Origin of the sequence: Stutzerimonas marianensis (assembly GCF_022810315.1) — a bacterium.
Classification (GTDB): Bacteria; Pseudomonadota; Gammaproteobacteria; order Pseudomonadales; family Pseudomonadaceae; genus Stutzerimonas; species Stutzerimonas marianensis.
On sequence record NZ_JALGRD010000012.1, the window covers coordinates 1 to 22,484 of the forward strand.

Here is a 22,484-nt window from a genome sequence, read left to right on the forward strand (position 1 = left end):
ACCTCCTTCCACCACCCCGATCATCCGGCCAGAGCCGCCAGCAGCGCTTTACCTCCGCCCGGCCAGCGCGGCGCATTCTACTCGAATCCGCCCTCCGTGCAAGCCCTTTATCTCGATAACCTATTGATATACAAATGGTTTTTCGAAGAGGCCACGCCGGAGAAGGTGCGCATTATAGGGCGCACGACCAGCGCGTCAACAAATATCTTCGCGCCTCACCTACTACCCTGTCGCCCCACCCCCACCAACGAGCGCTGCACGCTCGGCAAGCGAGCTGTGAGCAACACCGCCCCGACAGTCGCGTACAGTGCCCACCGGCCCGCATCGGCCCTGACTACCCAGAGCATATGCAGAAGCGCCAGCAACAGTATTGGATAGATGCACTTGTGGAGCCGCTTCCAGCGCTTCCCCAATTTGAGCATGGCCCAACGCGTCGAAGTCGCAGCCAGTGCAAGCAATCCCAGCCAGGCAGCCGCTCCAACCGTAATATAAGGACGCTCGAGCACTTCCGTCGGTAGGCTCTCAACATCTAGCCCAAGAAGGAAAAAGAGGTACGCCATCAGATGCATCGAGGCGTAAGCGAAAGACCACAGCCCTAGCTGACGACGCAACGCAATCCAGCCGGGCCAGCCGGAAACCTTCTGCAGCGGCGTCATCGCCAACGAGCACAGTAGAAATACCAATGCCCCCTGCCCAAGGTTATCGACAAGCACCTTCCCCGGGTCCGGCCCGAGATCGCCCACGCCGCCAAGGTAGAGCCAGTATGCAGGCACAAGGGCGCCGATGATAAACACGGCCAACCGCAACCATGGGTAGCGCATCAATATTCCTTGCTCAGATCCATGCCGGCATAGAGCGACGCGACGTCATCAGCATACCCATTGAATAGAAGCGTATCGCGAACGTTGGGACTGAATAGGCTGCCTGGCAATCTTCGTTCGCGAGCCTGTGACCACCGCGGGTGGGAAACTTGTGGGTTCACGTTGGCATAAAAACCGTATTCCTGCGGAGCCATGGTTTGCCAGGTGGTGGCCGGCTGGCTACGTAGGAAACTGATCCTGACGATCGATTTGATACTTTTGAAACCGTACTTCCAGGGCACGACCAACCGCAGCGGTGCGCCATTCTGATTTGGCAAAACCCGACCATACATGCCAACCGCCATCACGGTTAATGGATGCATAGCCTCGTCCATTCTCAACCCTTCGACATAAGGCCAGTCGATGAGCGAAAAACCGGCTCGCATGCCAGGCATTTCCTCTGGCCGACTGAGCGTCTCGAAACTGATGTATTTGGCGTGCGAGGTCGGATCGAGGCGTTTGATCAGGTCGGCCAACGGAAATCCGAGCCACGGGATGACCATCGACCACGCCTCTACGCAGCGCAGCCGGTAGATCCGCTCCTCCAGCCGGGCCAACGAAAAGAGATCATCCAGTACGTAACGGCCAGGCTTCGACACCTCACCATCGACCACTACCGCCCAGGGTTCAGTCGACATTTTTGGCGCGTATCGAGCAGGGTCACCCTTGTTCGGACCAAACTCGTAAAAATTGTTGTAGCTGGTGGCGTCTTTATAAGGCGTGACAGCCTCGCCCTTTACCGTTACCGCTTGCCAACGAACATCAGTCAGCTTGGCATTGAACCATTCAGGCGCGTCGACGCTATCGACATCAGCATATTGACTGCCACTCGCAGCCAGGGTGTGCGACGGTAGTGCGGCAGCCCCCGCTGCCAAGAGCGATCCATGAACGAACCGGCGGCGACTGAGATACAGCGCCTCGGGAGTAACTTCAGATTCGTGACAATCGCTGCGACGGCGGTTTCGGATAAGCATGACGTGCTCCGCTGCCCGTAGGTGGGAACACCACTAGACAGCGGAACAGAAGAGAAATCAACCTTCGACGCGCTTCCGTCGACGCATCAGGAACTGAACGGGACCAGACACGGCATACGCCAGGAAAATCAACAAGAGGATACGCGGGGGATCACTGAACACTACTGCAAAGACCAGCACGACCACCAAGATGGCAACGAAAGGTACTCGGCCTTTCAGGTCCAGGTCCTTGAAGCTGTAGTACTTGATATTGCTGACCATCAAAAGCCCAGCGCCCGCCACCAACAGAGCAAACAACATCACCACCGCAAGCGGGAGATCCACTCCGCGGATACCTGGCTCATCAAGCGCCCAGACAGCCCATACCGAACCGGCGACTACACCAGCTGCCGCCGGACTCGCCAGCCCAATGAACCAACGCTTGTCCACCTTGCCGATCTGAGTATTGAAACGAGCCAACCTCAGTGCGGCACAAGCCACATAAATGAATGCCACTGTCAGGCCCACATTACCCAGACCAGAGAGTGCCCACTCGTAAGCCAGGACAGCCGGCGCAAGGCCAAAGGCCACCATATCGGAGAGCGAATCGTATTCCGCACCGAAAGCGCTTTGCGTATTCGTCAAGCGCGCCACCCGACCGTCCAGGCTATCAAGGACCATCGCGACAAAAACGGTGGCTGCCGCAACGTAAAAATTACCGTTGATCGCGGTGATGATGCAGAAGAAACCGGCGAACAGATTCGCCGTGGTGAACAGGTTGGGCAGCAAGTAGATGCCACGATGCCTGACCTTGCGCCCTTCTGAGTCCTGAATTTCCTCGACGTGCTCGTCGATCGGGAGCAGGCTCTCGGGCTCGACGGAATTGTTCGGCTCTTCGGGACGCTCATTCATGCACTTCACCCTACAGCTGCTTTAAATATTTTGGACCGGCGCCGGCTATGCGGGTTCACCCGGCACCAGCGGCGCTTTTATATCAGAGTTCTACTGGCATAACGAAAGAACGCGGCCTGGGCCGCGTTCTAGTCATCCAGAACTGCCGTCAGTTCTTGGTTTTGTCGACGATCTTGTTCGCCGCGATCCAAGGCATCATCGAACGCAACTTTTCGCCCACGACCTCAATGCCGTGAGCCGCATTGTTACGGCGATAAGCCGTCATAGACGGATAGTTGGCAGCGCCCTCGGTGATGAACATCTTGGCGTATTCGCCGTTCTGAATCCGCTTGAGCGCATTACGCATGGCCGCACGCGACTCGGCATTGATCACTTCCGGGCCGGTTACGTACTCGCCGTACTCCGCGTTGTTGGAGATTGAGTAGTTCATGTTGGCGATGCCGCCCTCGAACATGAGGTCCACGATCAGCTTCAGCTCGTGCAGGCATTCGAAATAAGCCATTTCAGGGGCGTAGCCCGCTTCCACCAGCGTTTCGAAGCCCGCCTTCACCAGCTCGACGCAACCGCCACAAAGAACGGCCTGCTCGCCGAAGAGGTCGGTTTCGGTTTCGTCCTTGAACGTTGTTTCGATGATACCGGTGCGACCACCGCCCACACCCGAAGCGTAGGACAGCGCTACGTTCTTGGCATTGCCGGAGGCGTCCTGATAGATCGCGATCAGGTCAGGAATACCGCCACCCTTCACGAATTCGGAACGGACGGTGTGGCCCGGAGCCTTGGGCGCGATCATGATGACGTCAAGGTCGGCACGCGGAACGACCTGGTTGTAGTGGATCGAGAAGCCATGCGCGAACGCCAGCGTTGCACCCTTCTTCAGGTTCGGCTCGATCTCGTCGCGGTACAGCCGCCCCTGGAACTCGTCGGGCGTCAGGATCATCACCACGTCGGCGGCCGCTACAGCAGCAGCTACGTTGTCGACCTTCAAGCCATGGGCTTCGGCCTTGGCCACCGAAGAAGAGCCAGCACGCAGGCCGACCGTCACGTCCACCCCCGAATCCTTAAGGTTGCAGGCGTGGGCATGACCCTGCGATCCGTAGCCGATGATCGCTACTTTCTTCCCCTGGATAATGGAAAGATCGCAGTCTTTGTCGTAGAAAACTTTCATGGTGATACCCCTGTTGCCGCCCATTCGGGCCATTCGATAAAAAGAAATTAAATGCTCAGCACTTTGTCGCCCCGGGATATCCCGGTGACACCGCTGCGCACGACCTCCAGGATCGACGTTGTGCCGATGGCCTGAATGAAACTGTCCAACTTGTCGCTCGTGCCGGCCAGCTGGATGGTGTAGACGTTCGAGGTCACGTCCACGATCTGGCCGCGAAAGATATCAGTGGTGCGTTTGACTTCGGCACGCTGGGCGCCGGTCGCTTTCACCTTGATGAGCATCAGCTCGCGCTCGATGTGAGCGCTTTCCGACAGATCCACCAGCTTGACCACTTCGATCAGCTTGTTGAGGTTCTTGGTGATCTGCTCGATCACCTCCTCGTGACCGATCGTAGTCAACGTCAGACGCGACAGCGTGGGATCTTCCGTCGGTGCGACCGTGAGGCTTTCGATGTTGTAATTGCGTTGCGAGAACAGACCGACCACGCGGGACAGCGCGCCTGGCTCGTTTTCCAGCAACAGGGAGATGATGTGTCTCATGATCAGGTCCGCTCCGTCTTGCTGAGCCACATGTCGCGCATGGCGCCGTCTTTGATCTGCATCGGGTAGACGTGCTCGCTGGTATCCACGGCAATATCGAGGAACACCAGGCGATCCTTCATTGCGAATGCCTCCTCCATACGCGGCCGCAGGTCCTTCAAGTCGGTAATGCGCATGCCGACGTGCCCATAGGCCTCGACGAGCTTCACGAAGTCAGGCAGCGACTCCATGTAGGAATGGGAGTAGCGGCTGTTGTATTGCATGTCCTGCCACTGCCGGACCATCCCCAGCGCACCGTTATTCAGATTCACGATCTTCACCGGCAGGTCGTACTGCAGGCAGGTCGAGAGTTCCTGGATGTTCATCTGAATACTGCCCTCGCCGGTCACGCAGGCGACATCGGCGTCTGGGAAGTTCAGCTTGGCGCCCATTGCGGCTGGAAAACCAAACCCCATTGTCCCTAGGCCACCGGAGTTGAGCCAGCGATTCGGCTTGTTGAACCGATAATATTGCGCGGCGAACATCTGATGCTGCCCTACATCGGATGCGATGTAGGCCTCGCCCTTGGTGACTTCGCACAACATTTCAACAACCGCCTGCGGCTTGATGATGGTGCCGTCACCCTTGTCGTACGGGAACAAGCCGCGGCTACCGCGCCACTCTTCGATCTGTTTCCACCAACTGGCCACCGTCTCGGCGTTGGGCGCCTGACCAATCTCCTTGACGATCGCGACCATCTCGGTCAGCACGCTGTCGACCGGTCCAACGATCGGAATATCGGCCTTGATCGTCTTGGAAATCGAGGCGGGATCGATGTCGATATGGATGATCTTGGCGTTCGGGCAGAACTTGGTCGCGCCGTTGATCACGCGATCGTCGAAGCGAGCGCCGACCGCCAGGATTACGTCGGAATGGTGCATCGCCAGGTTCGCCGTGTAGCTCCCGTGCATGCCCAGCATGCCGACGAACTGACGATCGCTACCCGGATAGCACCCAAGCCCCATCAGAGTATTGGTCACTGGCAGGTTGAGCATCTGCGCCAGCTCGGTCAGCTGAGAAGAAGCGCCACCCATGACAACGCCGCCACCTGCATAGATGATCGGGCGCTTGGCTGCCAGCAGCAGCTCGGCAGCCTTGCGAATCTGGCCGGAATGACCGCGCACTGCAGGGCTGTAGGAACGCAGCTTCGCCTTCTTCGGGTAGACGTATTCGAACTTCTCGGCGGGGTTGGTCATGTCCTTCGGAATGTCCACCACGACCGGACCGGGCCGACCCGACTGCGCGAGGTAGAAAGCTTTCTTCATCACCTCGGGAATTTCCGAGGGATGCTTGATCATGAAACTGTGCTTAACGATTGGCCGGGAGATACCGATCATGTCGGTCTCCTGAAACGCATCGGTGCCGACCATGTTGCTCGCGACCTGGCCGGAAATGACGACCATCGGAATCGAGTCCATGTAGGCAGTGGCGATACCGGTGATCGCGTTGGTTGCACCAGGGCCGGAAGTCACCAGCACGACGCCGGCCTTGCCGGTTGCGCGGGCGTACCCATCAGCCATGTGGGTTGCGGCCTGCTCGTGCCGGACAAGGATGTGCGTGACTTCTTTTTCCTTGAACAGCGCATCGTAGATGTGCAGCAAGGCGCCGCCTGGATAGCCGTAGATGTACTTAACGCCTTCGTCACGCAAGAAGCGGACGACCATTTCAGCGCCGGATAAAAGTTCCACGTTGTTCACCTCTAGAACGCCAGTTAGCCGCTCCGCGTCGGACCGGCCAGAAAGTAGGTTTACTGCCAAACAGCGGCGTGAGCGACGGTGGTCGCCGACTACGTCAGCTGCTGACTTGGCAATCAGGAAGGTCCCAAAGTGTTGCGGGACGCTCCTCCCAGCGCGAGGTAACGCGTTGCGGGTGTAGCAAGTCGGCGCGGGTGAGCGCCTATCGAAGGACTGAGTGCAGCACTTGGCCGGGCACTCAGAACGGCAAGCCCTGAATTGTTCGGATTAGATACCGGCAAGTCAAGCCCGCTATCGGCGTTCGACAGCTTTCACCTGTGATGCAGCGCAGCATGAGCGGTCAGCGCTTTTGCGTATAGTAGGGCCAGGTTTCGCATCCAGGATAGGGACAAGCATGCGTTCGAGGATTCTTGCGGGTGGGCTGCTGCTCGTATTGAGCGGTGGTGTTATGGCAGGTCAAATCTACAAGTGGGTGGACGCACAAGGCGTTACGCACTTCGGCGCGCAGCCGCCGGCTGGCCAGGCCGCCGAGTCGTTCAGCACCGCCACCCCCGTTCCGAAGCCTGTCAGCACGCCGCCAGCGGCTGGGTCCGAAACCGAACCGGACCAGCAGGCGATCGATGAAAAAGTGAAACGCGAGGTCGCCAGGCAAGAGGCGGATCGCAAGAGCTACTGCACGACCCTGCGCACCAATCTGGCGCAACTGGAAAACAACCCCAGAGTACGAATCGAAGAAGCCGGACAGCTCAGACGGCTGGGCGAGGAAGAACGTCAGCAGCGCATCAGCGAAACGAAACAGAAAATCTCAGACACCTGTTCCTGATTCGGTGAGCTGACACGCTTGACCGGTGGCGACCGTGCCTCTCAGGCGGGATGGCCACCGATCAACTGATCGAAACGTTCCAAGGCTTCCATGAGGCGCGACACCCGCGCCTGGTCGTTCTGGTACACCATTTCCGCCATCGCCAGAATGCCGGAAACCGAGGGAAGTGCCCGCCCCTCTTCCAGGATGGTCTTCATCCGTGGAAGAAAGATCCATTGCAGCCATTGCTCAAACGACAGCGTGTCCACGCAGAACGGCTCCTGACTGGCGAGTGCTTCGGGGCTCGGCGCCTCCATAGCCCAGGCGCCCAGGACACGCAATTCCCGCTCGATGAGGAGCAGCTGTTCGGCCAGCGCTGGCACGCGGCGGTCCATCACAATCGGACCTTGGCACGTTCACGCGCCTGAGCTGCGCCAGCCGCGTCACCCTGGCGCTCACGGGCCTGAGCGATGAGCTCCCACAGGCTCGCCTGCAGAGCCGGTCGCTCAGCGGCATAACCCAGGGCTCGGCGCGAAAGCTGCTCCGCCTGGACCGCATCCCCTTGCGCAAGACGGACCTGCGCCAATCGATAGAGCACCTGCGGCTCCCGAGGAGCGATCCGCTGCGCGCGTTCCAGACTCGACGCAGCACCGTTCAGATCGCCTCCGCCCTGTTGCTGCTGGGCGGTCGTCAGCAATGCCAGTACAGGCCCATCCAGTTGCTCATCCGCCGAGAGCGTGCCGGTGGACGGAATACCGCTCGGCGCCGGGCGAGGTGCAGGAGCGGGTTGTGCAGGTGCCGCTTGTTCAGACGCGCTCGGTGAAGGTACCGACCCACCGGACCATACGGATTCAGGTGCCGCGAAGGTCTGCAATGGCTCCGAGCTTTGCGGCGGTACCATGACCATGACCTCCGAGTCTTGTACAGCCGTTCCAGAGGCGGCCGCCGGGGCCGCAACCGAACCACCGGCCCGCCGCGACGACACCTCTTCCGACACCGGTGCACCGGCGTCAACGACGGGGATCGCGCCACGCTTGACCGAAGCGCAACCCTGCACCAGCACTAGGCCGGCCACCAGCGCCATCCAATATCTTTTCACTCTTTCGTCCTCAAGAATCTAACGCAGCAGTTCGAATCAGGGCAGCCAGCCGCGCACCCAGTCCATGACGGATTCGGCAGGGGCGCGCAACCCGCAGCCAGGGCCGGGAGCCGGTTCGCTGCCACGTATATATGGCATCTGGACAGCGTCGGGGCAGTTTTCCGCCGACCCCTGACCTGTGCGGGCGTCCACCCAGGCCATCACGACATTGCTTGGCGTCGGGGTTTGCAGGGGCAGTGGGTCGGCCCGACGCATGAAATCCGCCCAGACCTGCAACGCACCAGTCGCCCCCGTGAGGCTGGTCTTGCCGTTATCGTCTCGACCAAGCCAGACAACTGCGAGCAGATCCTGACTGAAACCCGCGAACCAGCTGTCACGCGAATCGTTCGTCGTACCCGTCTTGCCCGCCAATGCCAGTGATCTGGGCACGTGGTTATAGACGGATCGGCCAGTGCCCTCGAGCATCGTACGCTGCATCGCGTATTGCGTAAGGTAGATCGCACCAGCATCGAAGCGCTGCTGGATCTTGAACGGGTAACGACTCAGCGGCTCACCATCGGCCGCAACCACGCTGCGAATAGCACGCAACGGTGTGTTGAAACCACCGTTCGCCAAGGTCTGGTACATGTCGGCGACTTCGATCGGCCGCAAACCGCCCGCCCCGAGCAGCATCGACGGATAAGCCGGCCATTGCGGAGAGGCGCCTAGCCGCTCGAGCGTGCGCAGCACGTGCGGTACGCCAAGGTCCATGCCAAGGCGAGCCGTGGACAAATTGTACGAGTTGGCCAGCGCCTGATAGAGGTAGACGGTGCCGTGGGCAGTACGCCCGTAGTTCTGCGGCTTCCAGACCTTTCCATCGGCACCCTTGACGGAAAAGGGTTCATCCTGCAGCAAGCTGGTCAGGGTGTATTCGCTGGGTTTCTCCAGGGCGGCGAGGTAGATGGCAGGCTTGATCAACGAACCGATCGGACGCGACGCATCCAGCGCACGGTTGAAACCGGCGAATCCGGGTTGACGGCTTCCTAGCATCGCTTGAAGTTCCCCGGTTTCCGGATTGGTTACCAGCATCGCGCCTTCCACACCTTCTGCAGCCTTGCCCAGCCGCTTGAGCGTCTCGCTCATGGCTTTTTCAGCCTTGAGCTGAAGGATCGGATCGAAACTGGTGAATACGCGGAGCCCTTCCTCGGTCAGGTCCTCGTCGCGATAGTCCTCGCGCAGCTGCCTTTTAACCAGATCGAGAAACGCCGGATAGGAACTGTCGGCCATGCTGCCCCGCTGGGTGACGCCTAAGGGCGCCTTGCGTGCCTGGGTGGCCTCTTCCGCGCTGACCACCTGCTGTTGTTCGAGCAGGTCGATCACCAAATTGCGACGCTCCAACGCCCGCTCCGGATGACGACGCGGGTTGTAATAGGTCGGCCCCTTGACCATGCCGACCAGCAGAGCGACGTGTTGAAGCTTCAATTCGGCCAGCGGCCTGCCGAAGAAGTATTGGCTAGCCAGCCCGAATCCATGAATGGCGCGGCGCCCATCCTGACCGAGGAACACCTCGTTCAGATAAGCCTCGAGAATCTCGTTCTTGTCGTAATGCAACTCGAGCAACACGGCCATCATCGCCTCGGTGGCCTTGCGGCTGAGGCTGCGCTCGTTGGTCAGGTAGAAGTTCTTCACGAGCTGCTGTGTCAGGGTGCTGCCGCCCTGGCGCACCGCTCCTGCCGTCAGATTCACCCAAACGGCGCGGGCGATGGACTTGGGCGAGACACCGAAGTGCTCGAAGAACTCACGATCCTCGACGGCGACCAAGGTCTCGATCAGATACGGCGGCACCTGATCCAGCTTGATCAGGATGCGGTCCTCGTTGTGCGCTGGATACAACCCGCCGATCAACAGCGGCTCGAGCCTCGCGACCGGCAGGTCGCTACCGTCCGACTGCGCCAGACCCGCCACGAAATCGCCGGAAAAACGAACACGAATACGCCTCGACTCCTCGAGCCCTTCGTAGAACTGAAAACCACGGGTATGCATTTCCACGGCATTGGCAGCAACAGAAACCGAGCCAGGACCGCTGAGCGCGCGCTCGCGCCGATAGCCCAGCGCGTCCAGCTCCGCCAGGAAATCGTCCTTGTGCAATTTCTGCCCGACAAACAGCTCCAGCGGACGTGCGTAGACGCTGGCAGGGATGGTCCACCGCTTGCCGGAAAACTTTTCCTGCACCACCGCATCGAGATAAACGGCGATACCGGCGAGTATCACCAGCGCAACGATGGAGAGTTTGATGGCCCAACCCAACCAGGGGCGTGACCCACCGGAACGGCGTTTGGGGCGAGAACGAGCGGAGCGAGATTTAGTCATGGCGGCGCATTATACGCACTTCCGTTTCAGTGCAAGACGCCCTCCCGGCGGTTTGCACGCTCACGAGGGATCGACATAATGGTGCGCTTTCAGACTGTGTGACCTATGTCCCGATGTGCTCACACGCCCGTCCAACGCCTCGAAAGGAATGACCGTGAGCCAAGCATTGATCGCCGCGCTGCAAAACCCAGCCCTTTATCCACACCCGGTGGATGGATTCAAGGTGATCGAAACCCATATCTCCTGGGTCATCTTGACCGGCCGCCATGCCTACAAGATGAAGAAGCCAGTCGATTTCGGTTTTCTCGACTTCACCACACTGTCGGCGCGCAAGCATTTCTGCGAAGAGGAGCTGCGCCTGAATCAACGCATGGCGCCAGCGCTGTACCTGCAGGTGCTGCCGGTAACAGGCAGTATCGAAGCACCTAGCATCGATGGCGACGGGGAGCCGATCGAATATCTCTTGCAAATGAGCGAATTCCCGCAGAGCCAGTTGCTTGCCGAGGTGCAGGCCAGAGGTGAGCTGGGCGATGCGCACATCGATGCCCTTGCCGAACAGATCGCCCGGTTCCACATGGAGATTCCCCAGGTCCCGACCGGTCACCCGTTGAACAGCGCTGACGCCATCGTGGCGCCCATGCGCCAGAATTTCGAGCAGATCCGGCCATTGCTGAACGAGCCGGGTGATCTGCAACAGCTCGACGCACTCATGGACTGGACCGAAACCAGTATCGCGCGGCTCCAACCTCTGCTCGAGGCGAGATGCCAGGGCGGCTTCATCCGAGAGTGTCACGGCGACCTGCACCTGGGGAATGCCACCCTCATCGATGACAAGGTCGTGCTGTTCGACTGCATCGAGTTCAACGAACCCTTCCGCCTGATCGACATAGCGTCCGACGCCGCGTTCCTGGCAATGGACCTGGAGGATCGCGGGCTGAAATGCCAGGCGCGTCGCTTTATCAACGGCTGGCTCGAGCACACCGGCGACTACGCGGCGCTGGAACTGCTCAACCTGTACAAGGCCTATCGGGCGCTGGTGCGCGCGAAGATCAGCCTGTTCCGCCTCCACCAGGAGCAGGATCCGGTCCAGCGCCGGGTAGTCCTTCGCCAGTACCGCAGCTACGCGAACCTCGCCGAAAGCTACAGTGCGATTCCTTCGCGCTTCCTGGCGATCACCCACGGCGTATCGGCCGTCGGTAAAAGCGGTGTAGCGTTGCGCCTGGTCGAGGCCCTGGGTGCACTGCGGCTGCGTTCGGATATCGAGCGCAAGCGACTGTTCGGCGCCCAGGCGACCACAGCTGTTGGTCAACTTGACCGAGGCATCTACGATGCAGCCTCGACCGAAGCAACGTACCGGCGCCTTCATGAAATCGCCGAGCGAGCGCTGAATGCGGGTTTTTCCGTGGTGATCGATGCGACCTATCTCAAACAGCAGCCACGCCAGGCGGCGTGGCAAGTGGCCGAGGCCACCGGCGTTCCGTTCATGATCATCGACTGCCATGCGCCCGACGCGGTGATTGCCGAGTGGCTGAGCCAGAGACAGGCACAAGGAGGCGACCCCTCCGACGCTACGCTCGAAGTCATCGAATCACAGCAACGAAACCGTGAGCCGTTGACCGATGATGAGCGGTTGCTGGCACGGCGCGTTGACACGCTTGACGCCTCGAGCCTGGATGAACTTGTCGCCGCCATCCGGACGAAGCTGCCTGGTCTTTGACTACTCGATGCGGCGCCAGGCAGAACCGGGCGTCGCATCTATACTTGCGCAGGCCTGCCTGCGGAAATTAGCCATGCCAAACCGTTCAACAACCCCGCAACCGGCCCGTTGCCATGAGTGACAGCGTCCGGCTCTTCTCGATCGATTCGGGCCAGTACGCCCAGTTTCGGCCGACCTATCCCGCATCGCTGTTCACCTGGCTCGCCGAAAAGGCCCCGCGACATACGCTGGCGCTCGATGTGGCTGCCGGAAGCGGGCAGGCAACACTGGGACTCGTCCCACGGTTCGATACCGTCCTGGCCTGCGACGCCAGCGTCACGCAATTACAGGAAGCGTCAGGCTGGGCCACCGCCAAACGCTTCGCGGCGAACGCCGAGCGTTTGCCGCTGACCTCCGGAACAGTCGACCTGCTGGTCGTGGCACAGGCCCTCCACTGGTTCGCCACGCCTGTTTTCTTTGCCGAAGCCCGGCGCGTCCTCACGGCCGATGGCCTGTTTTGCGCCTGGTGCTACGGCCTGCTGCGTCTTACGCCCCGGATCGACGCAATCATAGATCACCTCCACGGCACGACACTCCGGGGCTATTGGCCAGACGGCCGCGCCAGCGTTGACGCCGGGTATCGCGACATTCGACCTTCGGTCCCCTTTCCACTCATCGAACCACCCGCGTTCTTCATCGAAGCACATTGGCGCCTGGACCAGCTGCTAGGCTACCTGCGCACCTGGTCAGCCGTCAGGCAATGGCAGCAGATCCACGGTGAAGACCCGATCGAGGCTATCGCAGCATCGCTTCAACACCTTTGGGGTAATCCCGAGCGCGAGCTCGACGTACGCTGGCCGCTGCACTTCATAACTGGCTATCCCGGTGCACAGGAGACACCATGCCCGACGAACTGCTGACCCTGAAGAACCTGGGAAAGACGTCCGCCCAATGGCTGCACGCCTCCGGCATCCACACGGCCGAGGATTTGCGCCGAATTGGTTCGGTGAATGCTTATCACGCGGTGAAATCAAGAGGGTTTGGCGCCTCGCGCGTGTTGCTCTATGCGATTGAGGGCGCATTGCGTGACGTCAGCTGGAAGGACCTACCCGACGTGCTGAAGCACGAACTGAACACCAACTTCGACAGTTGCATTCACGGCAACAAGAGCTAGCTCACAACCTCCACGCCGCGCGATTTACTCGCCGATAGCCGCCGCCTTATTGTCTGCGCGCGCACCGCTTTAATTCATCGTGGGCTCGCTCAAGGACCGTCGCCATGTATTTACTCGGGGAACAACCGGCCTACGCCGACCGCCTCATCAACCGCCTGCAGGGAATCCCCGCCCAGCTTCTCGAAGGCCTCGCCCCTTCTGGTGCTCCGATCGAAATCAAGGGATCGAATGATCTGGGTAGCCAGCTGCCGGAGCAGCAATTGTTCGTCATCGAGAGCGGCCTGCTGCATGCGCTTGTCGATGACCGCCCCCTCTTCTACCTCCAGGAGGGCGATCTGCTCGGCCTTCGGCAAGGCATCGAGCTGCCCCAATGCCGGTATCGCAGTGACGAGTCCATACGACTGATCCCTTATGCCCGCAGCGATGTATTCGCCCATATCCACGCTGATCAGCAGCGCCAGGAACTCTTTACCGAGTACCTGATTGGCCAGACTGCCCTGCTGTCCGATGCGCTGGCTCGGCTCAAGCAACCCGAGATCCACCCGACTACCGGCTTCCAGCATTTCGCTGTGGGCGAGGAGCTGATTCGCCAAGGCGACGAAGCCGATAACGTCTTCGTCATCATCGAAGGTCACGCCGAAGCGGTTGTGGATGGACAGAAGGTTGGTGATGTCCAACGTGACGAGATATTCGGGGCCATGGCCGTTTTCACCCGCGAAAAGCGCAGCGCCACCGTGGTCGCGACAGAACCCTGTACGGTCATGATGATTCCCAAGGATCAGTTTCTTAGCCTGATGCAGAGCAATCCAAAGATTGCGCACAGCCTCATCGAGAGCATGGCCCGTCGCATCGACCTCCTTAACAAGGAAGTCACTCAATTACGTCTGCCGATGAGCGCCTGAACCCTTCGCCTCAGCCCGACGAACGGTGACAAAGAAAGTACAGTTTCGCGGTTGACTGTGAAATGAGAATTGTTATTATTATCGCAACTGATCGCGAGATCAGTCGATAAGCTGGAAGGCCAGGCAGTCGGACTTTCAGGTTATCTCCTCATCAGGCTAATCACGGTTTTTGACCCGGCTCTTGCCGGGTCTTTTTTTGCCTGCTAACAAAGCATCACTTACTGCGCCTCGCGCCTGAAGCGGGCGCAGTGATCGACATACGGCTGGGCTGGCGTGAACCAGACGAAGTCCGCCTCCTCAGCGCCTACCGTGTCGCCCACTTCAGCCAATAGCAGTACCTTCGATTCATCCGACTGCCTGGCGTCAAGGTGCAACGGCACCCCCAGGTCCCGGCGTACATGGAAGGCTCCCGCGATCAGCATGGCCGGCAAGGGGGCCTGGCTCATCTGACGCGCCATACGCCGGTCACGCTGTTGTTGCACCGCGAGCATGGCAGGCAGCTGACCGTAGGGCAGCAGGTCGCAATGCGATTGACGGATCTGCTCGAGCAGCACGGATTGGACCTTCGGCTCTGCGGCTCGCCCGTCGACTTCGGGCTGCCCGCGGTAGATTTCACTGATCTCGCCCCGATCAAGATTCGCCTGCAGCAGGGGGTAAGTCTGGTGCAATGCGTATTCGACCAGCGGACCGTACTGCCTCCAGTCCCAGCCGTCCTGCCAGGCCAGCGCCACCGGCACATCCACTGGAGGCTTGCCCTCGGCGAAAAGAGTCTGGACCCGCCGAACCCGATCCTGCTGGTCCGGGCTGATCATCTCCATCAAAAGACTGCCCTGCTCTCGACGCTGGGCCAGTGCCTGCAGGAGCCAGAGCTGCAACGCGTGGTGATCCGGATTGTCGTGCCGCTCGCCGATCAGCAACAGGTCCGCCTCGGCCAGGTGATCGACGAGCTGCGCAGGGCTCAACGTCGTGTCGCCTCGCAGATCCAGAATCTGCCCGACGTCAGGGTGATCGAGCCCCTCGGGACTCTGCCACGCCGGAAGCGGAGGCACGGTCTGGCACGCAGCCAGGGCGACAAACACGACAGGGAATAGGAAACGCATCGGGACTCCATCACGGGTGGGCTCGGTGTCTGATGCTAACCAAACCCGAACCGGCACGGCCAAGAAACGCTGCGTCGCCTGCCCTGACACAACGCGGATCCTGAGCGACAATCGGCATTTGCCAGGAGCGACCATGATTCGATTATGCGCCGCAGACGAGCTGCTCGAAGGCCACAGCAAAGGCTTCGACGTGGAGGGCCAGCGCCTGTTCGCCGTACGCAAGGACGGCGCGATCCATCTCTACGAGAACAGCTGCCCCCACCGAGGTGTTCCCCTCGAGTGGCTGCCCGACCAGTTTCTCGACAGCAGTGCGAGCCTTATCCAGTGCGCGACCCACGGTGCCTTATTTCTGGTCGAAAGCGGCGAGTGCGTCGCTGGCCCCTGCGAGGGACAGAGGCTGAAATCTCTGCCAGGCATCGAGCTGGACGGCCAAGCGGCGGGCCGGTGCCTCCGGTATCATGAGCGACGTTGCTACAAGTGAGATGACCATGCGCCGCTTGCTGAGTCTGCTGCTAATACTCGTTGCCCTGCCCGCAGCCGCCGGGCTCTTTGACAGTCGACCCAGCCCGACGCTGGGTGGGCTCAATAACAGTGCCGACTTTCTACCGGTACGCGAAGCCTTCCGCCTGACCCTGGCCGAAACGTCTCCCGAGCGGGTCAAGCTCCGTTTTACCGCAGCCGAGGGCTACTACCTCTACCGCCATCGCTTCCAGTTCAAGACGCCCACGAGCACGGTCGACATCGGCGAGCCGGTGCTGCCTGCTGGCGAAGCCAAGAACGACGAGTATTTCGGCGACGTGGAGGTCTACTACGGAATACTCGACATCGAACTGCCGATACGCAACCCGAGCGGCGAGCCTTTCACGCTGAACGTCACGTATCAGGGCTGCGCCGACAAGGGCCTGTGCTATCCGCCTGAGACCGAATCGCTGAACATCGGGGCTGTCGCATCAGCAACAAGTGTGCTCGACGCCCCTGCCGCTGCCGATCGGGCAACCTTCACCTGGCGGGCAGTCGCCCTTTTCTTCCTGGCCGGCCTCGGGCTGACTTTCACGCCTTGTGTATTACCGATGCTCCCCATCCTGTCGGGAGTGGTGCTTCGCGGACAACCTGGCGGCATGCGAAGCTTTCTACTCGCGTTGGCCTACGTTCTGCCCATGGCCGGTGGGTTCGCGCTGCTGGGTGCCCTCATGGGCCTGTTCGGTGCAGAGCTGAACCTGCAAGCACGCCTGCAATCCCCCTGGGTGCTGATTCCCTTTGCCTTGTTCTTCGTCGCCTTTGCCCTGGCCATGTTCGGCCTGTTCGAACTGCGCCTGCCGCAATGGGTCGCCACTCGCCTGGACCGGGCTGCCGGAAGTGCCAAAGGCGGTTCATTCCTGGGCGCAGCATTGCTCGGTACGATTTCCAGTCTCCTCGTATCACCCTGCGTATCCGCGCCGCTCGCCGGCGCGCTGCTCTACATCAGCAGCAGCGGAGATGCGTTGGGCGGAGGGCTGCAGCTGTTCGCCCTGGGCCTCGGCATGGGTGTTCCGTTGATCATCTTCGCAACGGGCGGCGGCGCACTATTGCCACGAAGCGGCCCATGGATGGTGACGGTGCGCAACACCTTCGGCGTGCTGTTACTCGCCGTGGCCATATGGATGCTTGAACGCGTCGTTCCAGGCGAGGTGGCGCTGGCCCTTTGGGGCGGTCTCGCTGCGGGCGCCGCGCTGTTTCTCGGCACGCTCGAACTGACGAGCAAGACGCCCAGGCAGAAGCTCGCTCAGCTGCTTGGGCTGGCATTGCTGGTCTACGCCCTCAGCGCCTGGATGGGCGCGCTGCAGGGCGGTTCGGACCCACTGCGCCCCATTCCTCAAGGCTTTGCTGCAGCCGGCTCTGCAAAGAGTGCCGGTGAAGCCTGGCAGACCATCACCACGCCTTCACAACTTGACGCCGAGCTCGCCATGGCGAAAACAGCGGGCCAACCCGTTATGCTCGACTGGTATGCCGACTGGTGCATCAGCTGCAAGGTGATCGAGCGGGAGGTCTTTGCTGATACTCAGGTCGCACCACGCCTTGCTGACTACCGCCTGATCCGCTTCGACATCACGGAAAGCAATCCGGCACAAAGGGCGCTGCTCGATCGCTACAAGTTGTTCGGCCCGCCTGCGATCCTCTTTTTCGACCGCAAGGGGAGCGAGCTGCAGAATGCTCGCGTCGTGGGTGAAATAGACGCGGACGCCTTCTTGCAGCGACTGGACCGCGCCGAAGCCGCTCTTTGAGCAGTCTGTCGCAATCTCCAGTCATAATGCGGGCATTTACGCCGATCGCGACATGACTGGACAGTCAGCCCATCCTTCGTGCATAGTTTTTCCTTCACCGCAGGTGCCCGCCGCGCCTACGTCCGGCTAGAACAACAAGGAATGCCCATGGCGACGTTTCTGGTCTTGAACGGCCCGAACCTGAACATGCTCGGAACCCGAGAGCCCGGCGTTTATGGCGCCGTCACACTCGCCCAGATCAACCAGGATCTGGAACAACGTGCGCGTGACGCAGGCCATCATCTCCTGCACCTGCAGTCCAACGCCGAATACGAGCTTATCGAACGCATCCACGCCGCACGCAGCGAGGGCGTGGATTTTATCCTGATCAATCCGGCGGCCTTCACCCATACCAGCGTCGCGTTACGTGACGCGTTGCTGGCCGTGAGCATCCCATTCATCGAAGTGCACCTGTCGAACGTGCATAAACGTGAACCTTTCCGCCATCACTCCTACTTCTCCGATGTTGCGGTAGGCGTGATCTGCGGTCTCGGGGCCAGTGGTTATCGACTGGCACTGGAAGCCGCCATGGAACAAGTCACCGCATCCTGAGGCCGGCGCTACAGGCGCCAGCTTCGAGACGCGAGCATCAATGCCCCTCTGAACCTACTTGGGAGTTAACGCTTCATGGATATTCGCAAAGTCAAGAAACTGATCGAGTTGCTGGAAGAGTCCGGTATCGACGAACTGGAAATCCACGAGGGCGAAGAATCCGTCCGCATCAGCCGTCACAGCAAACAGGGCCCTGTGCAGCAACCATACTACGCACCGGCCCCAGCTGCTCCGGCGCCTGCGCCAGTCGCCGCAGCACCAGCTGCCGAAGCGGCACCCGCCCAGCCGAAACTCAATGGCACCGTCATCCGCTCTCCGATGGTCGGTACCTTCTATCGCGCCTCCTCGCCTGAGTCGGCCCCATTCGTAGACGTCGGCAAGACTGTCAAGAAGGGCGACATCCTCTGCATCGTCGAAGCCATGAAGATGATGAACCACATCGAGGCTGAAACCAGTGGCACTATCGAATCCATCCTGGTGGAGAATGGTCAGCCGGTCGAATACGACCAGCCGCTGTTCACCATCGTTTGAATCGCGGAGAGCCAACGATGTTGGAAAAAGTACTGATCGCAAACCGCGGTGAAATTGCCCTGCGGATTTTGCGAGCCTGCAAGGAAATGGGGATCAAGACGGTCGCCGTACACTCCACGGCTGACCGCGAGCTGATGCACCTGGCGCTGGCAGACGAGTCGGTGTGCATTGGCCCTGCCCTTGCCACTCATTCCTATCTGCACATCCCGGCGATCATCGCCGCGGCCGAGGTGACAGGGGCCACCGCAATCCATCCCGGCTATGGCTTCCTCGCCGAGAACGCCGACTTCGCAGAGCAGGTCGAGAATTCGGGCTTTGCGTTCGTCGGGCCGAGAGCCGAAACCATCCGCCTGATGGGCGACAAGGTGTCGGCCAAGGACGCGATGAAGAAAGCGGGCGTCCCCACGGTGCCGGGTTCCGATGGTCCGTTGCCGGAAGATGAGGAAACCGCCCTGGCGATCGCGCGCGAGGTTGGTTATCCGGTGATCATCAAAGCCGCGGGCGGCGGCGGTGGTCGCGGCATGCGCGTGGTGCACAAGGAAGAGGACCTCATCAAGTCCGCCAAGCTGACCCGCACCGAGGCCGGTGCTGCGTTCGGCAATCCGATGGTCTACCTGGAGAAGTTCCTCGGCAACCCACGTCACGTCGAGGTCCAGGTCTTGTCCGACGGCCAGGGCAATGCGATTCACCTCGGTGACCGTGACTGTTCGCTTCAGCGCCGCCATCAGAAGGTCCTCGAAGAAGCGCCCGCCCCGTACATCGATGAGAAGGCACGTGCCGAAGTGCTCCAGCGTTGCGTCGATGCGTGCGTCGAGATCGGCTACCGCGGAGCCGGTACCTTCGAATTCCTCTATGAAGACGGCAACTTCTACTTTATCGAGATGAACACGCGCGTGCAGGTCGAGCACCCGGTGACCGAGATGGTGACCGGCGTGGACATCGTCAAGGAAATGCTGAGCATCGCGGCGGGCAACAAGCTGTCGATCAAGCAGAAGGACGTCGTCATTCGCGGGCACTCGCTGGAATGCCGTATCAACGCGGAAGATCCGTCCAACTTCCTGCCCAGCCCGGGCAAGGTCAAGCATTTCCATGCACCAGGCGGCAATGGCGTTCGGGTCGATTCGCACCTGTATAGCGGGTATGCCGTGCCACCGAACTACGACTCGCTGATCGGCAAGCTGATCACCTACGGTGCCACGCGCGAAGAGGCCATGGCTCGCATGCGCAACGCACTGGACGAGATCGTCGTCGACGGCATCAAGACCAATATTCCGCTGCACCGGGACCTGGTGCGTGACGCGGGCTTCTGCAAAGGTGGTGTAAATATCCACTACCTGGAAAAGAAGCTGGGCATGGACAAGCACTAACGCTGCAAGCTGCAAGCTGCAAGCTGCAAGCTGCAAGCTGCAAGCGATATGATGCGCATTCGAAGGGAGCGGCCCAGCCGCTCCCTTTCTTTTTTCTCCAGCCTCAGGCGCGCCGTCTGAGGTTGCATCATCTGGAGGTCGCTTTCGCATGCCCTGGTTACAACTACGCCTCGCCATCGAACCGGAACAGGCAGCCGAACTCGAGAACGCCCTGCTCGAGGTCGGCGCCGTATCGGTCACCTTCATGGACGCCGCGGACCAACCGATCTTCGAGCCGGATCTCAACACCACCCCGCTGTGGTCTCATACGCACCTGCTGGCTTTGTTTGAGGGTGACGTCGACGAAACCGAACTCATCGCGCACCTGCGCTGGCTATTGGGCGCCGAACTGCCCGAACATCACCTGGAGCACATCGAGGACCAGGACTGGGAGCGCAGCTGGATGGACAATTTCCATCCGATGCGCTTTGGCCGAAGGCTCTGGATCGTCCCGAGCTGGCATGCCGCGCCGGAGCCCGACGCCGTGAACCTGTTACTCGACCCGGGACTGGCCTTTGGGACCGGCACCCACCCCACCACTGCGTTATGCCTGGAGTGGCTGGATGCGCAGACGCTTGCTGGTGAACAGGTGCTGGATTTCGGCTGCGGTTCGGGGATTCTCGCCATTGCGGCGCTACTGCTGGGTGCCGACCACGCCATCGGCACGGATATCGATATCCAGGCGATCGAAGCATCACGGGACAACGCCAAGCGCAACGGCATTGCTGAAGACCGCTTCGCCCTGTACCTACCCGAGCAGTTGCCTGCAGGGCAATCGGACACCGTGGTCGCCAATATTCTCGCCGGCCCGTTGGTGGCCCTTGCGCCGCAGATCATCGAACGGGTAAAGCCGGGCGGACGCCTGGCCCTGTCAGGCATTCTTGCCGAACAAGCCGATGACGTCCGCGCGGCCTATGCCGATGCCTTCCGACTCGATCCAACCGCGGAAAAAGACGGCTGGGTACGGATCAGCGGCACTCGTCACAAATGAACACCGCGGCCACGACCCCGGCGAAACCCACCTGCCGCTGATCCGCAGGCATGCGCTAGACTAGCCGGGTTTTCCGTCGGACCAGCGCATGACCAGCTTCGTCACTCAATGCCCCCACTGCCAGACCAGCTTCCGCGTGAGCGGCGCGCAGCTGTCCGCCGCACATGGCGTGGTGCGTTGCGGCGCGTGCATGGCCGTCTTCAATGCCGCGCGGTACCTGCAGGCACCAGTAACGGAGACGCCGCCCGCACCTCGGGCTACATCACCGATCCCGGAGTCGCCGCAGCATCTGCTTCAGCCTGCACCGATCAAACCGCCAAAAGGCGATCCGAACACCTTCTGGATTCACGATGACCTGGATCTGGACGATCTCGATCTGGACGAGGAGCTCGCCAAGCTCGAGCGCCAGGAACGAGAACTCTCCAGAGAGTTTCAGGCCCTGCAGAGCAACCACACCGGGACGCCGAGCCGGCGTGTTGAGCCCACTGACAGCCAGGACGAGACCTGGGCAGAACGGCTTCTCGGCGACGACATGTCCAGCACCGATACGCCTGCCGCGCCACATTCCGAGCCGGTCCACGATAGCGAACCACGCCACGCGGAGCTGCGCTTGACCGCCGTGACCGATGCGCACCCGGCACCACCTGCCCCCCTCGCCTCGACGGGCAGCCCCCTGAGCGATCACCTCGACGCACCGGCCGACCCGCCACGCAGCGAACCTGCCGTCGAGGAGATGCACGCTCCCGACGAGCCAGCGCCAACCGCATCGCCGGTGCGCGGCGAACGCCAGCCGCGAACCCGCAAGAGTCAGGACGACGCCCCTCTGTTCGAGCTCGACGACGAGCCACTGCAATTGGACTGGCAGCAGGCACGCCGCCGTCCCTGGGGCCGCTGGCTGGGCTGGGGCATGCTCTGTCTGCTGGCATTGGCGACCCTCGCCGGGCAATACGTCTACTTCAATTTCGACGAACTGTCCCGCCAGGATGAATACCGCCCCTGGCTCGCCCGCGTGTGTCCTTCACTGGGTTGCGAGCTGCCTCCCAAGGTCGATATCAGCCAGATCAGAAGCAGCAACCTGGTCGTGCGCAGCCATCCGGAATTCACGGGCGCCCTGGTGGTGGATGCGATCATCTACAACCGCGCGTCCTTCCCTCAGCCCTTCCCCTTGCTGGAAATACGCTTCGACGATATCAACGGCCGGACCTTGGCGCGTCGCACGTTCAAACCGGGCGAATACTTATCGGGCGAGCTTGCCGGGCAGCGGGAAATGCCTTCGCAAATCCCCATCCACATTGCGCTGGACATCCTTGACCCGGGCGCGAAAGCGGTCAACTACAGCTTGAGTTTCCGCTCGCCCGAATAGCAGGCGCAACGCTGCTGCCGACCGGCACCGCCCGTCGAATGGCCGTGCCAACCCAAC

At 60.8% G+C, this 22,484-nt stretch carries 22 protein-coding genes; 12 read left to right on the forward strand and 10 right to left on the reverse strand.

What is annotated here, in order from left to right; all coding sequences use genetic code 11:
* Window positions 1-215: 215 nt before the first annotated feature.
* From msrQ to MST27_RS19225, 6 genes are all read right to left on the reverse strand, one after another.
* Window positions 216-821 carry a protein-methionine-sulfoxide reductase heme-binding subunit MsrQ gene (gene msrQ / locus MST27_RS19200; RefSeq protein ID WP_243607528.1) on the reverse strand — a complete coding sequence of 202 codons (606 nt, stop codon included), beginning with the start codon at window positions 819-821 and terminating at the stop codon, window positions 216-218.
* Window positions 821-1,834, reverse strand: a complete 1,014-nt coding sequence (msrP, locus tag MST27_RS19205) for a protein-methionine-sulfoxide reductase catalytic subunit MsrP (RefSeq protein WP_243607529.1) — start codon at window positions 1,832-1,834, stop codon at window positions 821-823. The genes msrQ and msrP overlap by 1 nt, the downstream gene beginning before the upstream one ends.
* 57 nt (window positions 1,835-1,891) lie before the next feature.
* On the reverse strand, window positions 1,892-2,725 hold the full coding sequence (gene pssA, locus MST27_RS19210) for a CDP-diacylglycerol--serine O-phosphatidyltransferase (protein WP_243607530.1): 834 nt from the start codon (window positions 2,723-2,725) through the stop codon (window positions 1,892-1,894).
* 148 nt (window positions 2,726-2,873) lie between these two features.
* Window positions 2,874-3,890, reverse strand: coding sequence for a ketol-acid reductoisomerase (ilvC, locus tag MST27_RS19215; RefSeq protein ID WP_243607531.1), 1,017 nt, complete (start codon window positions 3,888-3,890; stop codon window positions 2,874-2,876).
* Window positions 3,891-3,937: 47 nt separating this feature from the next.
* On the reverse strand, window positions 3,938-4,429 hold the full coding sequence (gene ilvN, locus MST27_RS19220; protein WP_243607532.1) for an acetolactate synthase small subunit: 492 nt from the start codon (window positions 4,427-4,429) through the stop codon (window positions 3,938-3,940).
* Window positions 4,430-4,431: 2 nt separating this feature from the next.
* The gene (locus MST27_RS19225; RefSeq protein WP_243607533.1) at window positions 4,432-6,156 is read right to left on the reverse strand and encodes an acetolactate synthase 3 large subunit; all 1,725 of its coding nucleotides are present in this window, start codon (window positions 6,154-6,156) and stop codon (window positions 4,432-4,434) included.
* Window positions 6,157-6,556: 400 nt separating this feature from the next.
* On the opposite strand from MST27_RS19225, the gene MST27_RS19230 reads away from it, so the two are divergent.
* Window positions 6,557-6,985 carry a DUF4124 domain-containing protein gene (locus tag MST27_RS19230; protein ID WP_243607534.1) on the forward strand — a complete coding sequence of 143 codons (429 nt, stop codon included), beginning with the start codon at window positions 6,557-6,559 and terminating at the stop codon, window positions 6,983-6,985.
* 41 nt (window positions 6,986-7,026) lie between these two features.
* Here MST27_RS19230 and MST27_RS19235 read toward each other — a convergent pair whose 3' ends face one another.
* From MST27_RS19235 to mrcB, 3 genes are read right to left on the reverse strand one after another with little or no spacing between them, the layout of a single operon-like run.
* On the reverse strand, window positions 7,027-7,359 hold the full coding sequence (locus MST27_RS19235; RefSeq protein WP_243607535.1) for a YqcC family protein: 333 nt from the start codon (window positions 7,357-7,359) through the stop codon (window positions 7,027-7,029).
* Window positions 7,359-8,048 (reverse strand): tetratricopeptide repeat protein, encoded by a 690-nt coding sequence (locus MST27_RS19240; RefSeq protein ID WP_243607683.1) that lies wholly within the window; start codon window positions 8,046-8,048, stop codon window positions 7,359-7,361. The genes MST27_RS19235 and MST27_RS19240 overlap by 1 nt, the downstream gene beginning before the upstream one ends.
* Before the next feature lie 51 nt (window positions 8,049-8,099).
* A complete protein-coding gene (gene mrcB / locus MST27_RS19245; RefSeq protein ID WP_243607536.1) occupies window positions 8,100-10,412 on the reverse strand; it encodes a penicillin-binding protein 1B in 2,313 nt (770 codons plus the stop codon).
* Window positions 10,413-10,566: 154 nt separating this feature from the next.
* Here mrcB and MST27_RS19250 point away from each other — a divergent pair, with 154 nt between their 5' ends.
* The 4 genes from MST27_RS19250 to MST27_RS19265 all read left to right on the forward strand — a co-directional run bounded on the left by MST27_RS19250 (window position 10,567) and on the right by MST27_RS19265 (window position 14,184).
* Window positions 10,567-12,129 carry a bifunctional aminoglycoside phosphotransferase/ATP-binding protein gene (locus MST27_RS19250; protein WP_243607537.1) on the forward strand — a complete coding sequence of 521 codons (1,563 nt, stop codon included), beginning with the start codon at window positions 10,567-10,569 and terminating at the stop codon, window positions 12,127-12,129.
* 113 nt (window positions 12,130-12,242) lie between these two features.
* Complete coding sequence (locus tag MST27_RS19255; RefSeq protein WP_243607538.1) at window positions 12,243-13,028, forward strand: class I SAM-dependent methyltransferase; 786 nt, start codon at window positions 12,243-12,245, stop codon at window positions 13,026-13,028.
* Window positions 13,010-13,282: a TfoX/Sxy family protein gene (locus tag MST27_RS19260; protein WP_243607539.1), complete on the forward strand. Its 273-nt coding sequence runs from the start codon at window positions 13,010-13,012 to the stop codon at window positions 13,280-13,282. Before MST27_RS19255 ends, MST27_RS19260 begins: the two co-directional genes overlap by 19 nt.
* A gap of 104 nt (window positions 13,283-13,386) precedes the next feature.
* A complete protein-coding gene (locus tag MST27_RS19265; protein WP_243607540.1) occupies window positions 13,387-14,184 on the forward strand; it encodes a cyclic nucleotide-binding domain-containing protein in 798 nt (265 codons plus the stop codon).
* Window positions 14,185-14,402: 218 nt separating this feature from the next.
* Here the strand turns inward: MST27_RS19265 and MST27_RS19270 are convergent, their stop codons facing one another.
* Window positions 14,403-15,284 carry a ChaN family lipoprotein gene (locus MST27_RS19270; protein WP_243607541.1) on the reverse strand — a complete coding sequence of 294 codons (882 nt, stop codon included), beginning with the start codon at window positions 15,282-15,284 and terminating at the stop codon, window positions 14,403-14,405.
* Window positions 15,285-15,417: 133 nt separating this feature from the next.
* On the opposite strand from MST27_RS19270, the gene MST27_RS19275 reads away from it, so the two are divergent.
* The 7 genes from MST27_RS19275 (at window position 15,418) to MST27_RS19305 (ending at window position 22,427) form a co-directional block, all read left to right on the forward strand.
* Window positions 15,418-15,765 (forward strand): Rieske (2Fe-2S) protein, encoded by a 348-nt coding sequence (locus MST27_RS19275; RefSeq protein WP_243607542.1) that lies wholly within the window; start codon window positions 15,418-15,420, stop codon window positions 15,763-15,765.
* Complete coding sequence (locus MST27_RS19280) at window positions 15,743-17,545, forward strand: protein-disulfide reductase DsbD (RefSeq protein WP_420864257.1); 1,803 nt, start codon at window positions 15,743-15,745, stop codon at window positions 17,543-17,545. The genes MST27_RS19275 and MST27_RS19280 overlap by 23 nt, the downstream gene beginning before the upstream one ends.
* A gap of 147 nt (window positions 17,546-17,692) precedes the next feature.
* On the forward strand, window positions 17,693-18,136 hold the full coding sequence (gene aroQ / locus MST27_RS19285) for a type II 3-dehydroquinate dehydratase (protein ID WP_243607543.1): 444 nt from the start codon (window positions 17,693-17,695) through the stop codon (window positions 18,134-18,136).
* Between the two features lie 75 nt (window positions 18,137-18,211).
* Window positions 18,212-18,667, forward strand: coding sequence for an acetyl-CoA carboxylase biotin carboxyl carrier protein (gene accB, locus MST27_RS19290; RefSeq protein WP_243607544.1), 456 nt, complete (start codon window positions 18,212-18,214; stop codon window positions 18,665-18,667).
* Window positions 18,668-18,684: 17 nt separating this feature from the next.
* Entirely contained in the window at window positions 18,685-20,034 is a 1,350-nt protein-coding gene (gene accC / locus MST27_RS19295) for an acetyl-CoA carboxylase biotin carboxylase subunit (RefSeq protein ID WP_243607545.1), read from the forward strand.
* Window positions 20,035-20,182: 148 nt separating this feature from the next.
* Window positions 20,183-21,064 (forward strand): 50S ribosomal protein L11 methyltransferase, encoded by an 882-nt coding sequence (prmA, locus tag MST27_RS19300; RefSeq protein ID WP_243607546.1) that lies wholly within the window; start codon window positions 20,183-20,185, stop codon window positions 21,062-21,064.
* Window positions 21,065-21,152: 88 nt separating this feature from the next.
* Window positions 21,153-22,427 (forward strand): DUF3426 domain-containing protein, encoded by a 1,275-nt coding sequence (locus MST27_RS19305; protein WP_243607547.1) that lies wholly within the window; start codon window positions 21,153-21,155, stop codon window positions 22,425-22,427.
* Window positions 22,428-22,484 lie beyond the last annotated feature (57 nt).

What these genes read in the sequence shown, in the direction of transcription:
- msrP (WP_243607529.1), bottom strand. Translation starts at nt 1,834, where the DNA reads ATGCTTATCCGAAACCGCCGTCGCAGCGATTGTCACGAATCTGAAGTT.
- mrcB (WP_243607536.1), bottom strand. Translation starts at nt 10,412, where the DNA reads ATGACTAAATCTCGCTCCGCTCGTTCTCGCCCCAAACGCCGTTCCGGT.
- MST27_RS19240 (WP_243607683.1), bottom strand. Translation starts at nt 8,048, where the DNA reads ATGGCGCTGGTGGCCGGCCTAGTGCTGGTGCAGGGTTGCGCTTCGGTC.
- MST27_RS19305 (WP_243607547.1), top strand. Translation starts at nt 21,153, where the DNA reads ATGACCAGCTTCGTCACTCAATGCCCCCACTGCCAGACCAGCTTCCGC.
- MST27_RS19275 (WP_243607542.1), top strand. Translation starts at nt 15,418, where the DNA reads ATGATTCGATTATGCGCCGCAGACGAGCTGCTCGAAGGCCACAGCAAA.
- MST27_RS19265 (WP_243607540.1), top strand. Translation starts at nt 13,387, where the DNA reads ATGTATTTACTCGGGGAACAACCGGCCTACGCCGACCGCCTCATCAAC.
- MST27_RS19255 (WP_243607538.1), top strand. Translation starts at nt 12,243, where the DNA reads ATGAGTGACAGCGTCCGGCTCTTCTCGATCGATTCGGGCCAGTACGCC.
- MST27_RS19280 (WP_420864257.1), top strand. Translation starts at nt 15,743, where the DNA reads ATGAGCGACGTTGCTACAAGTGAGATGACCATGCGCCGCTTGCTGAGT.
- accC (WP_243607545.1), top strand. Translation starts at nt 18,685, where the DNA reads ATGTTGGAAAAAGTACTGATCGCAAACCGCGGTGAAATTGCCCTGCGG.
- aroQ (WP_243607543.1), top strand. Translation starts at nt 17,693, where the DNA reads ATGGCGACGTTTCTGGTCTTGAACGGCCCGAACCTGAACATGCTCGGA.
- MST27_RS19260 (WP_243607539.1), top strand. Translation starts at nt 13,010, where the DNA reads ATGCCCGACGAACTGCTGACCCTGAAGAACCTGGGAAAGACGTCCGCC.
- accB (WP_243607544.1), top strand. Translation starts at nt 18,212, where the DNA reads ATGGATATTCGCAAAGTCAAGAAACTGATCGAGTTGCTGGAAGAGTCC.
- MST27_RS19235 (WP_243607535.1), bottom strand. Translation starts at nt 7,359, where the DNA reads ATGGACCGCCGCGTGCCAGCGCTGGCCGAACAGCTGCTCCTCATCGAG.
- ilvC (WP_243607531.1), bottom strand. Translation starts at nt 3,890, where the DNA reads ATGAAAGTTTTCTACGACAAAGACTGCGATCTTTCCATTATCCAGGGG.
- prmA (WP_243607546.1), top strand. Translation starts at nt 20,183, where the DNA reads ATGCCCTGGTTACAACTACGCCTCGCCATCGAACCGGAACAGGCAGCC.
- msrQ (WP_243607528.1), bottom strand. Translation starts at nt 821, where the DNA reads ATGCGCTACCCATGGTTGCGGTTGGCCGTGTTTATCATCGGCGCCCTT.
- pssA (WP_243607530.1), bottom strand. Translation starts at nt 2,725, where the DNA reads ATGAATGAGCGTCCCGAAGAGCCGAACAATTCCGTCGAGCCCGAGAGC.
- MST27_RS19230 (WP_243607534.1), top strand. Translation starts at nt 6,557, where the DNA reads ATGCGTTCGAGGATTCTTGCGGGTGGGCTGCTGCTCGTATTGAGCGGT.
- ilvN (WP_243607532.1), bottom strand. Translation starts at nt 4,429, where the DNA reads ATGAGACACATCATCTCCCTGTTGCTGGAAAACGAGCCAGGCGCGCTG.
- MST27_RS19270 (WP_243607541.1), bottom strand. Translation starts at nt 15,284, where the DNA reads ATGCGTTTCCTATTCCCTGTCGTGTTTGTCGCCCTGGCTGCGTGCCAG.